Origin of the sequence: Mycolicibacterium sp. MU0050 (assembly GCF_963378085.1) — a bacterium.
GTDB lineage: Bacteria > Actinomycetota > Actinomycetes > Mycobacteriales > Mycobacteriaceae > Mycobacterium > Mycobacterium wendilense.
Genome location: NZ_OY726395.1, coordinates 2,455,025 through 2,470,433 on the forward strand (window position 1 = coordinate 2,455,025; position 15,409 = coordinate 2,470,433).

Genomic DNA, 15,409 nt, shown 5'->3' on the forward strand with positions numbered 1-15,409 from the left:
CGGCATAAGGTGAGGGGCCGTGGAGGGGAGGCCCCGTGGGTCCATTCGATGTCCTGGTGGAGGACGAACGAGCGCAGCTCGACGCGTTCGTCGAGGAGTACCGCAGGCTGTTCGAGCGGGTCCTCGACGGGCTCACCGAGGAGCAGGCGCGGCGTCGGCTGGTTCCCTCGCAGACGACGCTGCTCGGCTTGCTCAAGCACGTGACGTGGATGCAGCGCGTCTGGTTCGAGGAGTGTGTCGGCGGTTCGTCTCGTCAGGAACTCGGGTTGGTGGCCAGCGTGGACGAGTCCTTCGGCCTCGCCGACGACGACACCGTCGCCTCCGTCACCGCGGCGTATCGACAGGCCTGCGCGACGGCGCGCGCCGTGGTCGCCGAGCTACCCCTGGAGACGGTGGTGACCGGGCATCGGGGTGGCCCGCGCACGCTGCGCTGGGTGTACCTGCAGGTCCTGCGGGAACTGGCGCATCATTGCGGCCACGCCGACATCCTGCGCGAGCAGATCCTCGCGGGCTGAGACTCTTTCCCGGCGGTCGAATAGTCCTTGCCGCAAGCCATTTCGTCACTGCTGACGCGTATCCCGATGGCTCCCTGTGCGTCAAAGCTGTGATGGCCCAAGTGTTTCGGCCTGACGCGTGACGTCGTCTAGTTGCATTCGGGGGACGGCGGGTCGGGTGGGGGCTGGGGTTCGAAGGGTTGGTACCACCACCAGTCGGCGCGTTCGCCGGTGGGTCCGGGACAGGGCGGGACTGCCGGTGGCGGGCTTTGGGGTGGTCGGGCCAGGGACCCGGGGTGCAGTGGTTCGCCGGCGGCGTCGGTGACGGTGATCTGTGGGGCGGGGCCGGCGATGGTGATGGTGCCGCGGTGGTGTTGTCGGTGGTGGTAAGGGCAGACAAGGACGAGATTGTCCAGCTCGGTGGGTCCGCCGTCCTCCCAGTGTCGGATGTGGTGCGCGTGCAGGCCGCGGGTGGCGGGGCAGCCGGGGACGGCGCAGGTGGGGTGGCGGTGTTCAAGGGCGCGTCGAAGCCGGCGGCTGATGGTGCGGGTGGTGCGACCGGCGCCGAGAACTTCGCCGTCGCGTTCGAACCAGACCTCGGCGGTGGCGTCGCAAGTCAGGTACTGGCGTTCGGAGGCGGACAGCAGCGGGCCCAGGTGGAGGCCGGCGAGCTTGTCTTTGATGTCGAGGTGCACAACGACGGTGGTGCGGTGGCCGTGGGGCCGGCGTTGGGCTTCGGCGTCCCAAGAGGTCTGGACCAGGCGCATGAAGGCATCGCTGTTGGTGGGGAACGGGGGATTGGGCTTCGGCGTGCCGTCATCGCCGGCGCTGGGATCGTTGTCGTCGGGGTCGTCACCCTTACTCGCGCCTGCCGACTCGCGGTCGGTTTTCCATTCGGCGATCAGGGCGTCGTGGTGGGACTGCAGGGCCGCGTCGAATTGCGCTGAGCAGGTGTTGGGTAGGCGGATGCGCCAGTCGGTGCAGTGGGCGCCGACGGTTTTGGTGATCGAGGGTGGCCGTTCGGGCTGGGATTCGGGTTCGGGGCGGGGCTCGAGTTTGATGGCGGTGCGGAGTTGGCGGACGGTGGCGCTGAGGGCCAGCTCGGCGTAGTGGGCGTCGGATCCGTCGCCGGCGCGTTGGGCGATGACGCCGACCTGGTCCAGGGACAGCCGGCCTTCTCTGAGTTGTTCTGTGCAGCGCGGGAAATCGTCGAGGCGGTGCGCCACGGCCGCGATGGTCTCGGCGTTGGCGGGGGAGACGCCGGTCTTCCAGGCGACGAGGGCGGCGACGGATCGTGCGCCGGTGTTGCCCCAGAGTTCGTCGTGGTCGATCTCGGCGGTGATTGCGACGATGCGGCCGTCGATGGCGTTGCGCTGGCCGGTCAGTTCGGCGAGCTCGTCGAAGAGCTTCTCGAGGCGTTCGCCGGGCAGGACCTCGCTGCTGGCTGAGGTCGCGTTCCCGGACATGACCCCACTATCGCAGAGGGGTATGACAAGAAAGGCTCCGCATGTCAGACCGCATTTCGGTCGGCGTACCAGGCCATCTCACGGACTGGGCGCTATGAAGACCGGATCCTCACTCAGAGGCTCGATCACGACGCCGACCTGGCGCAGCACCTCGACGGAACTGTTGGTGTTGAGCACGCTCTGCACGTCGCCCTCGAGGATCATGTACGCAGCACGGTTGGCCTGCGCGTAAAAATCCTTCATCGAGTCTGGGCTTCGGAACAGCGGGACGTACAGGACACCGTCGCGCGCAAATAGGAACGGGCGTGGGTCCCCGGATGTCGTCTCCCCGAACGGGGTGGAGTAATAGACCCTGTCCGCCAACGGGGTGGACTTCTTCTTCCTCGTGAACAGGCCCATCGAGCTTCCTTCCGCCTATGTCAGGGTGAGCACGTCGCCGGGGCGTCGTTCTGCGGACCTAATCGGTGTCCTCGTCGTCGCGGTGCGCAGCCTCGATCACCTCGGGCGGGACCGGCTTCTGCAACCAAGCCCGCATCCGCAACAACCCACCGGCGATGGCGCCGACGGCGAGCACCGCCACGAGGATCCACAGTGCAGTGGTCATAGCGCCAGTGTCCACCTTCGGCCGCCCGGATGGGCGCATTACGGACGGGCGCCCCGTGGTGTGACGGACTGGAATCCCCGGTGATCTCATGAATTTGGATACACATCGGCAAAAGCGGTGGTTATGTGAGAAGGACAGTCAGTCAGCTACCAGCGGTGGAGGTGAGCCGCCGGGGCCGGAGTTAGTCGAATGACAAGGAGTTGACGTGGCGGTCCGGGGTCTCAAGGCGCTCAAGAAAATCATGCAGACGACTTTCGATCCCGCTTCGGTTGTCCCGGCCGACGTCAGCGTCACGGAATTCACCGGTGACGATAGTCTGCCTCGGCACGACCTCGCTCAACATCCGATTCCCGCGGATTCCCTGACCTGGAAGTATTGGGGACGCCTCGACGTAACGTATTTCGGCAGCAGCGTGATGGGCCCGATCGCGGGAGCATGGCCGCAGATGGGGCAAGCGACCTCGAGTTCTGTTCTTTTCACGGGGGACAGCTCATTCAGCGCGCGCGCGAAAATATACAAAGCGCGGACTCGCAGATCTCGCGAATACATTTACGGCACGGTGTACGACGCGCCGGAGGATGCCAAGAAATACGGACTGAAGACTCGCAATATGCACAAGTCCATCAAAGGAACTCTGCAGTCCGGCACCTACCACGCCCTGAATGCGGAAACCTTCTACTTCGCGCATGTCACCTTCTTCCACTACCTGCTGATAGGAGTAACCGAGCAGCTGTATTTCGAGGGGTCCATGCCGCGGGAGATGAAGGAGCAGATTTTCGAGGAATCCAAAGAGTGGTACAGCATGTGGGGGATGGACGATGGTCCGCAGCCGGAGACCTACGATGATTTCGAGCGGTACCTCGACAACATCGAGCGCAATCATCTGGTGAACTCGCAGGTGACTCAGACCATGCTGGAACAGTTCGTGGAACGCCGCCTGGCTCCGCACTGGTGGCCGCCGATCATGAAGAAATTTGTGTGGCCCTGGGTGGCCGCGCGTCGGCAGGTCGTCGTCAATAGCTTCCCGCCTCATGTGCAGGAGCTCTTCAATGTGGAGTGGACCCCGGAGGACGAACAGATGTCGCGCCGCTTCATGCGTATGTATCGGCGGGTCAATGCGGTCCTCGAGCGCATCCTTCCGCTGAAGTTCTACTACTTGCCGATAGCGCTGAGAGGCTTCGAGCGCGAAGGGGTCGATCCACGCAAGATCACGCTGGAGTCGGCCCAGCGGGCACTTCGCGAAAGCCGGGCCCAGCGCACCTCGTCGTTAGCGCCGCGCTGAAAAGTCGAACTCGGTCGGATCCTGCGACGCCACCCGGATGACCGGACTCATCCCAGGATCGCCCGCGCTGCGCGCTCGGCGATCAGCATGACCGGCGCGTTGGTGTTCCCGGAGGTGATGGTGGGCATGGCGGAGGCATCGACGACCCGCAGGCCGGCGACGCGGTGCACGCGGCAGTCGGTGTCGAGCACCGTGGCAGCGGAGCGCGGAAGACCGCGCGTGTCAAAGGCTCCCATCGCGCAGGTGCCCACCGGATGGAAGATGGTGGTCCCGAGTTCACGGGCGGCCTGCTGCAGGTCATCGTCGCTCACCAGTTGCGGCCCGGGAAGCAACTCCTCGGGGCGGTAGCGGGCCAGGGGAGGCGCCGCCATGATCTCGCGGGTCATCCGCAGGCCGCGCACGGCCGTTTGGCGATCGGCGTCAGTGGACAGGTAGTTACACGAAATCTTCGGAGCTGCCAGCGGATCCGCGCCGGCTATCCGCACATGCCCCCGCGAGCTGGGTCGGAGATTGCAGACCGAGGGAGTGATGGCCCCGAACCGATGCAGCGGTTCACCGAACTTAGCCAACGACAGGGGCTGCACGTGCCACTCCAGATCCGGACTGGCCAGCGCGGGATCGCTTTTGGCGAAGGCGCCCAGCGTGGAGGGCGGCATGGTGAGGGGTCCCGAGCGCAGTAACAGGTACTGAAGTCCCATGCCTGCGCGGGTGATCCAGTTCCGGTAGAGCGTGTTCACGGTTCGGGCGCCCCGCACCCGGTACACCGTGCGCAGCTGCAGGTGGTCCTGCAGGTTCTCGCCCACCCCGGGTAGATCGACGGCCACCGGCACCTGATGCTGGCTCAGCAGCCCAGCCGGGCCCAGGCCCGAGAGCTGCATGAGCTGCGGCGAGCCGATTGCTCCGGCGCTCAAAATCACCTCCCGACGGGCCGCGACGTCGATCACCTGACCGTCTTTGAGCAGCCGTACACCGGTGGCACGGTGCTGGGCCGTGGTCCAGGCGCCGCGACGCTGGGCGTCGCGAACGTGGTTGTCCAGCAGCAGCTTCAACGCCTGGGTGTGGGTGTAGACGGTGAGGTTGGGTCGGTGGGCGACGGGGTGCAGGAAGCCATCGGCCATCGACCAGCGACGGCCTCGTCGTTGGTTGACGTGAAAATACGCGCTGCCGGCGTTGTCGCCGCGGTTGAACTCATCGATGGGGGAGATGCCCACCTGGGCGGCGGCCGCCTGCCAGGAGTCCAGGATCTTCCAGCGCACCCGCGGCCGTTCCACGGGGATCTCCCCGCCGGCCCCGTGCCACTCGTCGGCCCCGCCGAAGTAGTCCTCGAGCTCCTTGTAGATCGCCAGCGTCTCGCCGGGACTACCCGGGCCACCCCACAGCCATCGCTGGTCGCCGGTGGCTTGTGCCCACAACTCGTAATCGGAGGCCTGGCCGCGCATATGGATCATGGCGTTGATCGACGAGCAACCGCCGAGCACGCGGCCCCGCGCGTAGTGGATGCTGCGGCCGGCCAGCCCCGGGTCGGCTTCGGTAGCGAAGCACCAGTCGGTACGGGGGTTGGCGATGGTGTACAGGTAGCCCACCGGTACCTTGATCCAGAACCAATCGTCGTTGCCGCCGGCCTCGATCAGAAGCACCCGGTGGTCCGGATTGGCGCTGAGCCGGTTGGCGAGCAGGCAGCCCGCACTGCCGGCTCCCACGATGACGAAGTCGAATTCGGCGACGGGGGCCATTGCCGGGTTGTTTCCCTTCTTGCCGTCGGATGCGTGTTGGTCGGTCAGCCGTTGCCTTCGGCCAGGGTCAGTTCGACGACGTTGCCGTCGGGATCGCGCGCCGTGACCAGCATTCCGCGTCGGTTGGTCACCGGGTAGCGCAACGCGCCGACGCGCTCCCCCGTGGTGCCGGGATCCGGCAACGCGAACCCCAGCCGAGTGCGGGTCGGGGGACCGTCGCCGCAGCAGCGCAGTTCCAGAATGGCGTCCCCGCCCAACAGGGCGCTCAACCGCCGAGGACTCTCTTCGCAGCGATCGTCCTCCAGAAACTCAAGACCCAAATCGGTGTAGAAACGACTCGATCGGTCTAGGTCCGACACGTAGAGCACCAGTGACGTCAGAGGTGGGGGCATGAACTGATTGTGCCTGCTGTCCGGCCGTGCAGGTGACGGTTGTTTCGCTGGCAGCCCGTTACCCGGCTGCCCCGAATGCAATCCCGCATGTGACGCTCTGGCCCGGTCCGAGCCGGCCGCGCGAAGGACCGCTCAGGCCAAAGCCGCAGCCCGACGGGCCCTGCGCTTGCTGCCATTGAGCAGGTCGCACACGCGGTCCACAGCCCAGATGGTGCGCAGTCCGAGCCGGCCCATCATCATGAACGGCGGGAACCTGGGTTGGTCTTTCCAGATGCCCGCGAGATCTGCGTGTCGGGTGCCGTCCACGAGCAGGTCAGCGATGAGCGTGCCGACGTAGGGCGCCTGGGCCAGGCCATGTCCGTTGCAGGCGAGCAGGTAATAGACATTGTCCTCGGCCTTTCCGGCGACCGAGAGCCAGGACGACGTGATCGCGATCCAGCCTCCCCACGCTCCCGCCACCTTGACGTCAGCCAGGGAAGGAAAGCGGGTGTGGAATGCGTCGGCGAGTTCTTGGACGAGTTTCGGATCGGGCGCCTTCACCGGCAGCGGGAAGGACCTGCCGCGTTCGAGCCGGCGAACGCCGAACACGATGGTGTTGCGTTCGGTGAGCCGGTAATTCGTCATGATCTGGTGCTGGGTCACTACTCCCGACCGGCTGGTCCACCCCAGTGCGGCGATGCGCTCCGGGGCGATCGGCTCGGTCTCCACCTCGATGATCCAGGCCGGAATCGAAAGACGCTTGGGGGTGATGTCCCATTCGCCGGAGTACGCATTCGTTGCCAGCACAACCTTGTTCGCACGAACGTCGCCCTGCGCGGTCGAGATCACGACCGTGTCACCGTCGCGCGTGACGTCGGTGACCTTGGTCCGCTCGAACACCCGAGCCGATGTCGACAGCAGCGCACGACGGACACCCAGGCTCAACTTGCCGGGATTCAACATCCCGCCCACGCCCTCGCGCATCCCGCCGACGAATGCACCCGGAATCCCGAGCTCCGAGCTGGTGCCGACAACCGCACGTCCACCCGCACGCCGCAGGATCGCGGCGCAGGCACGGACTCGAAGCATCTGGACCGGCGATACCGCGCCGAACACCATGCCGTTGGCTACGTAGTCGCAGTCGATGTTGTGGTCCTCGATGAGACGTTCGGCGAAGTGTGCGGCGTTCTCGGCCAGCCGCACCATGTTCGGTATCTGCTTGGGGTAGAAGAGCTTGAGCAACCGGAGATCGCCGCCGGGTGCGCCGGCGATCTGCCCGCCGTTGCGTGAGCTGGACCCGTAACCGCAGAACTCTGCCTCCAGCAGCACCACGTCCTGCCCGCGCCCGGCGAGCCGCAGGGCCGTCGCCATGCCGCCCATACCGCCGCCGATGACCGCGACATCGCACGTGAGGTCTTCGGTCAGGGCCGGCTGGATATCTGTGGGCGGATCAACCCAGCGGGTGAAGGTGCTGTACTCGACGTCGGCGGTGCTCATGACAGTGCCCTTACATTCTCGAGCGGCGCTGAGCGGGAAGCGTTGTGGGCGTGCAGCGCGCGGTAGGCGAAGTAGTAGATGAACCCCTGGGTGCCCCATGTCGCCAGCGCGGCCGTATAGAAGAACGTGCGGTTCTCGTCGTCGAAGGGCAGGGGGAAGAAGTCGTAGGTGAGAGCGATGGTGGTCGCCGCCGCGGTGACCAAGGCGGTCCAGATGGCCAGCTGTTTGGCCTCGATGGCCCAGAGCCGCTTGACGACGTAGGCCAGGAACAGCGTGGTGAGCAGGTTGGCTACGAGATAGAACGTGGCCGGACCGACATGGAGCGTCTGGTCCTGAAACTCCCGTAGATACAGCCCACCGGCGATGGCGAGCCCGAACACTCCGATGTCGACAGGGATGGGCGGCTTGTAGCGGTGAGTCGCGGCCATGAACCCCAGTACGAGGATGAGCGTGAACCCGAACGATCGTGAGAACGCGTCGAGGAAGTAGGCGACGGAGTAGGGCAGGCTGCCGTCTTCGGCGCCGAGCAACGAACCGACGAGGAAGTTGGTGGCCGATACCCCGACGACCATCCATTCCAGGCCGAGCAGGTAGTTGCCGTAGTTGCGGATGAACTTCCACCCGAAGCAGAAGCCCACGGCGATCAACCAGGCATCGGCCACGAGAAACAGCAGATCCTTCATCGCCGCGGTCCTTCCGTCATCGAGTTGACTCCACTGTCGCCGTCGGGTGGCTGCAGTCACAACGACATTGCGCACCAGTTCGCGTCGACGGTGATGCACGGTGCACCCCGGGTGCACGTTGCACCCGGTCGGTCAAAAGCAGGTGCGCGGTGTCGTTGTGACCAGCGCTACGGGTTGGAAACAGTGGACCCATCGCCGACGGGAACAACGAGGAGATGGCCATGAAAACTGAGGCATTGCGCGAGGTGGCGGAGTTCGACATCGTCATCATCGGGGCCGGAATCTCGGGAATCGGTGCTGCGGCGTACTTCAGTCGCGGGCTGCCGGCCAAGTCGCTGTGCGTGCTGGAGGCCCGGGACAACATCGGTGGCACGTGGGATCTGTTCCGCTACCCGGGAATCCGCTCCGATTCCGACCTGCACACCTTCGGCTACGAGTTCAAGCCATGGCGTCACGAGTCGGCGATTGCCGACGCGCACCTCATCCGGGAGTACCTGCAGGAGACGATCGACGAAAACAACCTGGCACGTCTCATTCACTTCCGGCATCGGGTCGTGCGGTCGGAATGGTCCTCGGCGGACGCGAAGTGGACCCTCACCGTGGAAGCGGCCGATCCCGTCACCGGCGCGACCAGCACCAAGACGATCCGCACCGGCTGGGTTTTCGCGGCCACCGGCTACTACCGGTACGACCAGGGGTTCTCACCGGAGTTTCCGGGCCGCGCCGACTTTCAGGGGTTGGTGGTCCATCCCCAGCACTGGCCGGAGAAGCTCGACTACAGCGGCAAGCGGGTGGTCATCATCGGAAGCGGCGCGACGGCGGTCACGATGGTGCCGGCGATGGTGACGGGCAGCGGCGCAGCCCACCACGTGACAATGCTCCAGCGCACCCCGACCTACATCATGCCGGTTCCTCGCGTCGACCGGGTCGCGGTCGCGCTGACGAAACTTCTGGGCGCCGAGCGCGGGTATGCGGCGACGAGATTCAAGAACATCTGGACCGAATGGGCAATCGTCAAGGGCCTCCGGACATTCCCGACAGCAGGGCGGCGGCTGATCCGGCGCGAGAACATCAAGCGTCTCCCAGAGGGATTCGATGTCGACAAGCACTTCAACCCGCCCTACAACCCGCCCTACAACCCGTGGGACCAGCGGCTGTGCGCGGCGCCCGACGGCGACTTCTTCGACGCGATCTGCGCCGGCAAGGCGTCCGTCGTCACCGACTCGATCGCGAGATTCAGCAACCGCGGCATTGTGCTGAAGTCGGGCGAGGAGATCGAAGCCGACATCATCGTGACCGCGACCGGGTTGACCATGCGGCTCTTCGACGGCATGCCGATCGTGGTCGACGGGCAGGAGATCGACATCGCAGACTCCGTCGCCTATCGCGGGATGCTGTTGAGCGGAATCCCGAACTGGGCGATGGCCATCGGGTATACGACGTCGTCCTGGACGCTGAAGATCGGGGTGATGTGTCGCTACTTCATCGACCTGGTCAAGCACATAGACGCCCGCGGGTACAGCCGAGTGGTTCCGCGCCCGCTGCCGGGAATGGACCGCCGACCTGTGATGGACCTGCAGTCGGGGTACGCCAAGCGCGCCGCGGCGATTCTGCCCAAGCAGGGCCCGGGCGCCCCGTGGCGGATGGCGATGTCCTACCAGGAAGACGCCAAGGCACTACGCGGCCCGGTAGCCGACGAGAACCTCGAGTTCGCAGCCGCCGAGTCGACGTCGCGGCGGCGCGATGAACGGCACCGGGCAAATGTCTGACGAGAACGTCGATCGGTACGCGCCCCTACCATCCGGGCTGACCATCTGCTTCCGTGACTTCGGCGACGCGGCCAACCCGCCCATCCTGCTCGTCGGCGGACTGGGCGAGGACCTCACCTCTTGGACCGGGCCCTTTGTCGGAGCGCTTGTTGCGCAGCGGTTTCGGGTCATCGTGATGGACAACCGGGACGTCGGTCGATCCACCTTCGTCGCAACGCCGCCGCCCCGAATGTGGCGTCAGGTTCTTGCCTGCCCCCGCCCCGATGGTTATTCGTTGGCGGACATGGCCGGGGACTGCGTCGGCGTGCTCGACCATCTCGGGATTGCGCAGGTTCACCTCGTCGGTCGGTCGATGGGCGGAATGATCGCGCAGACGGTGGCTGCGACCGAACCTCGGCGAGTGCTTTCGCTGACCTCCATTTACTCGACGACCGGGGCGCGCAAGGTCGGTCGGCCGGCGCTGTCCACCATCCGGTTGTTGATGGGTCCGCCGGCACGAACCAGAACCGCCGCGGTGCGCGCACACCTACGTATCACCGGCCACATCGCCGGAACGGCGTACCCGATCCATGACGCCGCAGAGGCCGCCATCGCGGCGCGCGCCTGGGATCGCAGCGGCGGGGATCAGGCCGCCGGCGTGGCCCGCCAGATTCAGGCGATCCAGTCCTCCGGAGACCGCACCGCCCAAATCCGCCGGATCGCGGCGCCGACGCTGGTCATCAACGGTGATCGAGACCTGATGGTGGACCCCGGTGGTGGCGCCGCCACGGTGGCAGCGATCCGCAGGGCGCAGCACGTCGTCATTACTGGCATGGGTCATCACATCTCGGAGGCCCTCGTCGACCCGATCACCACCTACATTTCGCAGCACGCGCACCGTGTCAGCCAGGGAGGAAAACATGTCGAAATCCATTGATTGCCAATCCAAGGCCGTGTCGGGCGATGTCGTGATCGTCGGTGCGGGCTTTGCCGGGCTGAGCGCCGCAGAACGGCTCGTGAGCACGGGCCTGTCGGTACTGGTCGTGGAAGGCCGGGACCGGGTCGGTGGACGATCACTGTCCGGCGAGGTCGCCGGGGTTGACGTCGACTTCGGCGCGACGTGGGTCGCCGAACGCCACACCGCGGTACGTGATCTCATGGCTCGGTTGGGGTGCTCCACCACCAGACAGTTCGACGAGGGCGTCAACGTCTTGTGGATGGCCGGGCAACGTCACACCTGGACCGGGACGCTTCCGATGGTCGGACCGGTGGACTTGGCGGACCTGGCGCGCGTCCAACCGGCCCTGGAAAATCTGCTGGAATCCATCGACGTCGACGCCGCGTGGAAGTCCCCGAACGCCGGTGAACTCGATTCGATCTCGTTCGGTGAATGGCTTGACCGCCAGCAGGCCGCGACCAGCACCCGAGCGCTGATGGCCATCGTCAGCAAGGTGCAGTGGGGCTGCAGTCCGGCGGACGTGTCACTGCTGCACGTCTTGCGCTACATCCAGGCCGTGGGCGGGCTCGATCACATGCTCGCCGTCGACGGCGGGCAGCAACAAGACCGCGTCACCGAAACCACCCAAGAGATCGCCAAGCGGCTTGCCGCCGCGCTCGAGGACAGGGTGGTGTTGGACGCGCGGGTGCGGCGGATCTGCCACGACGAAACCGGCGTCACGGTCTACACCGATGCGGCGGTGATCCGCGCCCGGTACGCCATCGTCACCGCAGCGCCCGAACACCGCGCCCACATCGAGTTCCAGCCGGCGTTGCCGGAGATGTTCGAGGGGCTCTCCAGGACCTTCCCCATGGGCGCGCTCAGCAAGGCGTTCGTTGCCTATGAAACGCCGTTCTGGCGCAACGACGGACTGTCCGGTGAGGCAGTGACCGACACCGGGCCGGTGTTCATCACTTTCGACGTGTCACCTGATGGCGGACCGGGCATCTTGATGGCGTTCTGCGCCCCGGGGTGCTACGACGGCCTCAGCCCGGCGACGCGACGCAACCTGGTCGTCAAACAATTGGTCGACCTGTACGGCGCCCAAGCGGGCAACCCCATCGACTATGTCGACCACTGCTGGGGCACAGAATCTTCCGCTCCCGGTGGCCCCCATCCGGCTGCTGCGCCGAATGCCTCCGTGCGCTACGGCGACGCACTCACGCGGCCGCACGGGCGCATCCACTGGGCCGGCACCGAAACCGCCGGGGAATGGGTCGGAACCATGAACGGGGCCATCCTGACAGGTGTGCGGGCCGCCGAGCAGGTCGCGGCGCTCCTGAGCGTCGAGAGCGAATCGTCGACGTAGCTTCTGTTCGTCGCCGCGACGTCCGGGCAGACTGGCCGGTATGGACGAATTGTGGCCGCCGCCGACTCCCGAGGTCGCTGAGGCGATCCGGTCAGTGTGCCAGCGCCTCTTGACGGATACCGACGCCTTGGCCGACGCGATCGCGGGGGCCGCCCTTACGGCGCAGTACGATTCCGCGCTGCTCCCGGACGTGTCGCTGGTCGAGGGGGACCGCCACCTCAACCGCTCCGATCTGGTCCAGTGGCTCACCTCGAACATTCAACATCCGGGGCGCAGGGTGGAGCCCTACATCGGCCCGAGGATCGCGGAGTACATTCGCGACCTCGTTTCCCGCGGAATTGCGCCGGATTTCGCCGGCGGATGGCGGGTGGCACTCGGCGTCGGCTGGCGCCGCTGGCTCGAAGAATGCGTGGCACACTGCCGAAACCCCGACCTCCTGGTGGAGGTCCTCGACGTGTCGGCGAAGTCGTTGGTGCAGTACGCCCTCGACTCGGTCTCGGCCATGCGTGAGGCGAGCCTTTCGGCGGCGATGGGCAACGCGGATGCCGAGGCGATCCAGCTGATACAGCTGATTGCCAGCGGGGCGCCGATGACCGAAGACCTCGCCGAAGGGCGGCTGCGATACCGGTTGGCCCGCTCCCACGTCGGCCTCGTCCTGTGGACCGACGCGCCTGCGCGGGCCGACGCGGTGGACGAGGTGGTCGCGGCGGTGCGTTCCGCTTCGGCCGGGGGGAGTGTTCTGATCGCTCGCGCGAGTGCCACCTCGCGGTGGATCTGGCTGTCCGGGGCCGAGACCCCGGACAGCCACCACATCGAGAAGATCGTGGCGGGGGTTGAGGGCGTGCGCGCGGCCGTCGGACGGCCCGGTCATGGACTCGACGGGTTCCGATCCAGCCATCAAGATGCGCTTGCCGCCCAGGCGCTGATCGTACGGCTTGGATCGGACCGGCGCTTCACGGCGTACGCCGACGTCGACCTGATCGACAGCCTCACCAAGGACCGCGCCAGCGCACAACGGTTTGTCACCAACACTCTCGGTCCGCTGGCCAACGCGGATGAGGCGCTTCGGCAGGCGCTTCTGACCTACGTGCAGTGCGGCTTCAACACCACGCGGGCCGCGGCGAAGCTGTATGCACACCGAAACACCGTGGAGCGTCGGGTGTCCCGCGCCAACGAACTCGCGGTGGTCAAGGTGGAAGACAACCCCACCCACGTTGCCGCAGCACTGCTCGTGCTGGACATAGCGCCCAATATCGGCTTCCCGTAGTTTGGTCGTCGAGTAAGTTCGGGCCGGCGAGGACTTTGCCGCGAGTCAAGGTGTGAGAGAAGGAACCCCATGAGCACGAACACGTACCGTTCTCCGGCGATCGTCGGTCTAACCGCCTTGGCGCTGATGACCGTGGGCTGTACCACTGGCGAGAGCGTCGACGCGTCCACGCCGCCGCAGGTCGCATTGATTGCCACCTCCGAGGTGGAGGCGCCACCCGCCGAGGTGAAGCTGATCGGGGAGCGGGACGTGGAGGTGACGCTCACCGGTCCGATCGCGGCGAAGTACGCCACGGCGACCGACAAGCAGAAGCAGGCGCTCGGCAAGCCGCTGACCGGTGACCGCAACGCAGGTACCCGCGACAGCGGGGTGGTGTTCCAACAGTTCCAGGGCGGCGTCATTGTCGCCAAGAATGATCAGCCCGGCACACCGGCGTACATCACCTGGGGCAAGATCCGCGAGGCCTGGAACATCGAGCGCGACGAGGACGGCGTTCCGGACGTCGAGGGCAAGAACGGTTCGCCGGGCCCGCTGGGCGTACCGACCAGCGATGAGAACCCGGTCGGTGATCTGCTTGTGACAACCTTCGAGCACGGCAAGGTCACGTTCGACCCGAGGACCGGTGAGGTTGAGGTGACGGTCAACGGCAAGGTCGTACCGTCCGGGCTGTAGGCGGCGGGAATGCAAGCCGGGTGCGTTCTGCCGTAAAGCATTGACGTCGACGCGCTTTGGCTAGGCCGACCCCGTACTGCATCCCGGCCATCCGCGTTGATGGCGGCGGCTGCGAGCCGAGTGAGTCGAATGAACATCTGGTGCTGGCAAATCCGCGAGGTGGTCGCACAACCGACGGACGTCGCGGTGTGCGCGCGGCGCTACTCGCTCAACATGTTCAGTCGCGTAGCCACGACATTCGTGATTCATCGTGAGCACGGCACAAAATATTGGTAAAACCATCCGATGAAGGCCGTTGTGCTCACCCGCTTCGGAGGGGCCGATGCTTTCGAGCTGCGCGACGTCTCCGTGCCCCGTGTCGAACCCCGCCAGGTGCGGGTGCGCGTCCATGCGACCGCCGTCAACCCACTCGACTTTCAGATACGGCGCGGCGACTACCCGGAGCAGGTGCCGCTCCCGGCGATCATCGGGTACGACATCTCCGGGGTGATCGAAGAGGTCGGGTCCCACGTGACCGAGTTTCGGGCCGGCGATGCGGTGTATTACACGCCGCAGATCTTCGGCGGGCCGGGCTCCTACGCCGAGCAGCACGTCGCCGACGTGAGCCTGGTCGGCCGGAAGCCGGAGAACCTCAGTCATCTGGAGGCCGCGAGCCTGACTCTGGTCGGCGGGACGGTCTGGGAGGCCCTGGTGACACGGGCCCACCTCGCCGTGGGGGAGACGATCCTCATCCATGGCGGCGCGGGCGGTGTCGGCACGATCGCGATCCAGATCGCGAAGGCGATCGGCGCCCGAGTGATCACCACCGCTAGATCCGGCGACCACGAATTCGTGCGTTCGCTGGGAGCGGATGCGGCGATCGACTTCACTTCGACGGATTATGTGGATGCCGTGGCCGAGTTGACGCGCGGCCAAGGGGTCGATGTCGTGTTCGACACGATCGGTGGTGACGCGCTCACTCGAAGCCCGTTAACGCTCACCGACTTCGGGCGCGTCGTCAGCATCGTCGATATCGCGCAACCGCAGAACCTCATCGAGGCGTGGGGCAAGAACGCCGCCTATCACTTCGTCTTCACACGGCAGAACCGCGGAAAGTTGGACGCGCTCACCACGCTGGTCGAGCGCGGTCTGGTGAAGCCGGTCATCGGCGCGACCTTTCCGCTCGCTCGAGTAGGCGAGGCTCACGAACTCCTGGAGAACCGGCGGTCGTATGCACTACGCGGCAAGATCGCGATCGATGTGGCGGGCGAGACTGTCGCCCTTCCGCCTCGCACCGCGTAGCCGTG

At 66.0% G+C, this 15,409-nt stretch carries 15 protein-coding genes; 8 read left to right on the forward strand and 7 right to left on the reverse strand.

Annotation, left to right across the window (positions count from 1 at the left end; all coding sequences use genetic code 11):
- Positions 1-35 precede the first annotated feature (35 nt).
- Entirely contained in the window at positions 36-515 is a 480-nt protein-coding gene (locus tag R2K23_RS11495) for a DinB family protein (RefSeq protein ID WP_316516769.1), read from the forward strand.
- Positions 516-643: 128 nt separating this feature from the next.
- Here R2K23_RS11495 and R2K23_RS11500 read toward each other — a convergent pair whose 3' ends face one another.
- The 3 genes from R2K23_RS11500 to R2K23_RS11510 all read right to left on the reverse strand — a co-directional run bounded on the left by R2K23_RS11500 (position 644) and on the right by R2K23_RS11510 (position 2,564).
- Complete coding sequence (locus R2K23_RS11500; RefSeq protein WP_316516771.1) at positions 644-1,960, reverse strand: HNH endonuclease signature motif containing protein; 1,317 nt, start codon at positions 1,958-1,960, stop codon at positions 644-646.
- A 78-nt stretch (positions 1,961-2,038) separates the two neighbouring features.
- Complete coding sequence (locus R2K23_RS11505; RefSeq protein ID WP_316516772.1) at positions 2,039-2,359, reverse strand: hypothetical protein; 321 nt, start codon at positions 2,357-2,359, stop codon at positions 2,039-2,041.
- A gap of 58 nt (positions 2,360-2,417) precedes the next feature.
- Entirely contained in the window at positions 2,418-2,564 is a 147-nt protein-coding gene (locus tag R2K23_RS11510; protein WP_316516774.1) for a hypothetical protein, read from the reverse strand.
- A gap of 241 nt (positions 2,565-2,805) precedes the next feature.
- Between R2K23_RS11510 and R2K23_RS11515 the strand changes: the two genes are divergently transcribed.
- On the forward strand, positions 2,806-3,846 hold the full coding sequence (locus tag R2K23_RS11515; RefSeq protein WP_316517217.1) for an oxygenase MpaB family protein: 1,041 nt from the start codon (positions 2,806-2,808) through the stop codon (positions 3,844-3,846).
- A 47-nt stretch (positions 3,847-3,893) separates the two neighbouring features.
- Here the strand turns inward: R2K23_RS11515 and R2K23_RS11520 are convergent, their stop codons facing one another.
- From R2K23_RS11520 to R2K23_RS11535, 4 genes are all read right to left on the reverse strand, one after another.
- Entirely contained in the window at positions 3,894-5,579 is a 1,686-nt protein-coding gene (locus tag R2K23_RS11520) for a GMC family oxidoreductase (RefSeq protein WP_316516776.1), read from the reverse strand.
- 44 nt (positions 5,580-5,623) lie between these two features.
- The gene (locus tag R2K23_RS11525) at positions 5,624-5,971 is read right to left on the reverse strand and encodes a VOC family protein (protein WP_316516777.1); all 348 of its coding nucleotides are present in this window, start codon (positions 5,969-5,971) and stop codon (positions 5,624-5,626) included.
- Positions 5,972-6,103: 132 nt separating this feature from the next.
- The gene (locus tag R2K23_RS11530; protein ID WP_316516779.1) at positions 6,104-7,447 is read right to left on the reverse strand and encodes an NAD(P)/FAD-dependent oxidoreductase; all 1,344 of its coding nucleotides are present in this window, start codon (positions 7,445-7,447) and stop codon (positions 6,104-6,106) included.
- Entirely contained in the window at positions 7,444-8,130 is a 687-nt protein-coding gene (locus R2K23_RS11535; protein ID WP_316516781.1) for a transporter, read from the reverse strand. Before R2K23_RS11535 ends, R2K23_RS11530 begins: the two co-directional genes overlap by 4 nt.
- Before the next feature lie 221 nt (positions 8,131-8,351).
- Here R2K23_RS11535 and R2K23_RS11540 point away from each other — a divergent pair, with 221 nt between their 5' ends.
- From R2K23_RS11540 to R2K23_RS11565, 6 genes are all read left to right on the forward strand, one after another.
- The gene (locus R2K23_RS11540) at positions 8,352-9,899 is read left to right on the forward strand and encodes a flavin-containing monooxygenase (RefSeq protein ID WP_316516782.1); all 1,548 of its coding nucleotides are present in this window, start codon (positions 8,352-8,354) and stop codon (positions 9,897-9,899) included.
- Positions 9,892-10,815 (forward strand): alpha/beta fold hydrolase, encoded by a 924-nt coding sequence (locus R2K23_RS11545; RefSeq protein WP_316516784.1) that lies wholly within the window; start codon positions 9,892-9,894, stop codon positions 10,813-10,815. The genes R2K23_RS11540 and R2K23_RS11545 overlap by 8 nt, the downstream gene beginning before the upstream one ends.
- Positions 10,799-12,184 carry a flavin monoamine oxidase family protein gene (locus R2K23_RS11550; protein ID WP_316516786.1) on the forward strand — a complete coding sequence of 462 codons (1,386 nt, stop codon included), beginning with the start codon at positions 10,799-10,801 and terminating at the stop codon, positions 12,182-12,184. The genes R2K23_RS11545 and R2K23_RS11550 overlap by 17 nt, the downstream gene beginning before the upstream one ends.
- Positions 12,185-12,311: 127 nt before the next feature.
- Complete coding sequence (locus tag R2K23_RS11555) at positions 12,312-13,451, forward strand: PucR family transcriptional regulator (protein WP_316516788.1); 1,140 nt, start codon at positions 12,312-12,314, stop codon at positions 13,449-13,451.
- A 69-nt stretch (positions 13,452-13,520) separates the two neighbouring features.
- Positions 13,521-14,123: an LGFP repeat-containing protein gene (locus tag R2K23_RS11560; RefSeq protein WP_316516791.1), complete on the forward strand. Its 603-nt coding sequence runs from the start codon at positions 13,521-13,523 to the stop codon at positions 14,121-14,123.
- 285 nt (positions 14,124-14,408) lie between these two features.
- Positions 14,409-15,404 carry a zinc-dependent alcohol dehydrogenase family protein gene (locus R2K23_RS11565; RefSeq protein WP_316516792.1) on the forward strand — a complete coding sequence of 332 codons (996 nt, stop codon included), beginning with the start codon at positions 14,409-14,411 and terminating at the stop codon, positions 15,402-15,404.
- Positions 15,405-15,409 lie beyond the last annotated feature (5 nt).

Bases quoted from the DNA above. Each gene is read 5' to 3' on its own strand.
- R2K23_RS11565 (WP_316516792.1), top strand. From the start codon at position 14,409: ATGAAGGCCGTTGTGCTCACCCGCTTCGGAGGGGCCGATGCTTTCGAG.
- R2K23_RS11545 (WP_316516784.1), top strand. From the start codon at position 9,892: ATGTCTGACGAGAACGTCGATCGGTACGCGCCCCTACCATCCGGGCTG.
- R2K23_RS11535 (WP_316516781.1), bottom strand. From the start codon at position 8,130: ATGAAGGATCTGCTGTTTCTCGTGGCCGATGCCTGGTTGATCGCCGTG.
- R2K23_RS11525 (WP_316516777.1), bottom strand. From the start codon at position 5,971: ATGCCCCCACCTCTGACGTCACTGGTGCTCTACGTGTCGGACCTAGAC.
- R2K23_RS11505 (WP_316516772.1), bottom strand. From the start codon at position 2,359: ATGGGCCTGTTCACGAGGAAGAAGAAGTCCACCCCGTTGGCGGACAGG.
- R2K23_RS11530 (WP_316516779.1), bottom strand. From the start codon at position 7,447: ATGAGCACCGCCGACGTCGAGTACAGCACCTTCACCCGCTGGGTTGAT.
- R2K23_RS11500 (WP_316516771.1), bottom strand. From the start codon at position 1,960: ATGTCCGGGAACGCGACCTCAGCCAGCAGCGAGGTCCTGCCCGGCGAA.
- R2K23_RS11515 (WP_316517217.1), top strand. From the start codon at position 2,806: ATGCAGACGACTTTCGATCCCGCTTCGGTTGTCCCGGCCGACGTCAGC.
- R2K23_RS11510 (WP_316516774.1), bottom strand. From the start codon at position 2,564: ATGACCACTGCACTGTGGATCCTCGTGGCGGTGCTCGCCGTCGGCGCC.
- R2K23_RS11560 (WP_316516791.1), top strand. From the start codon at position 13,521: ATGAGCACGAACACGTACCGTTCTCCGGCGATCGTCGGTCTAACCGCC.
- R2K23_RS11540 (WP_316516782.1), top strand. From the start codon at position 8,352: ATGAAAACTGAGGCATTGCGCGAGGTGGCGGAGTTCGACATCGTCATC.
- R2K23_RS11550 (WP_316516786.1), top strand. From the start codon at position 10,799: ATGTCGAAATCCATTGATTGCCAATCCAAGGCCGTGTCGGGCGATGTC.
- R2K23_RS11520 (WP_316516776.1), bottom strand. From the start codon at position 5,579: ATGGCCCCCGTCGCCGAATTCGACTTCGTCATCGTGGGAGCCGGCAGT.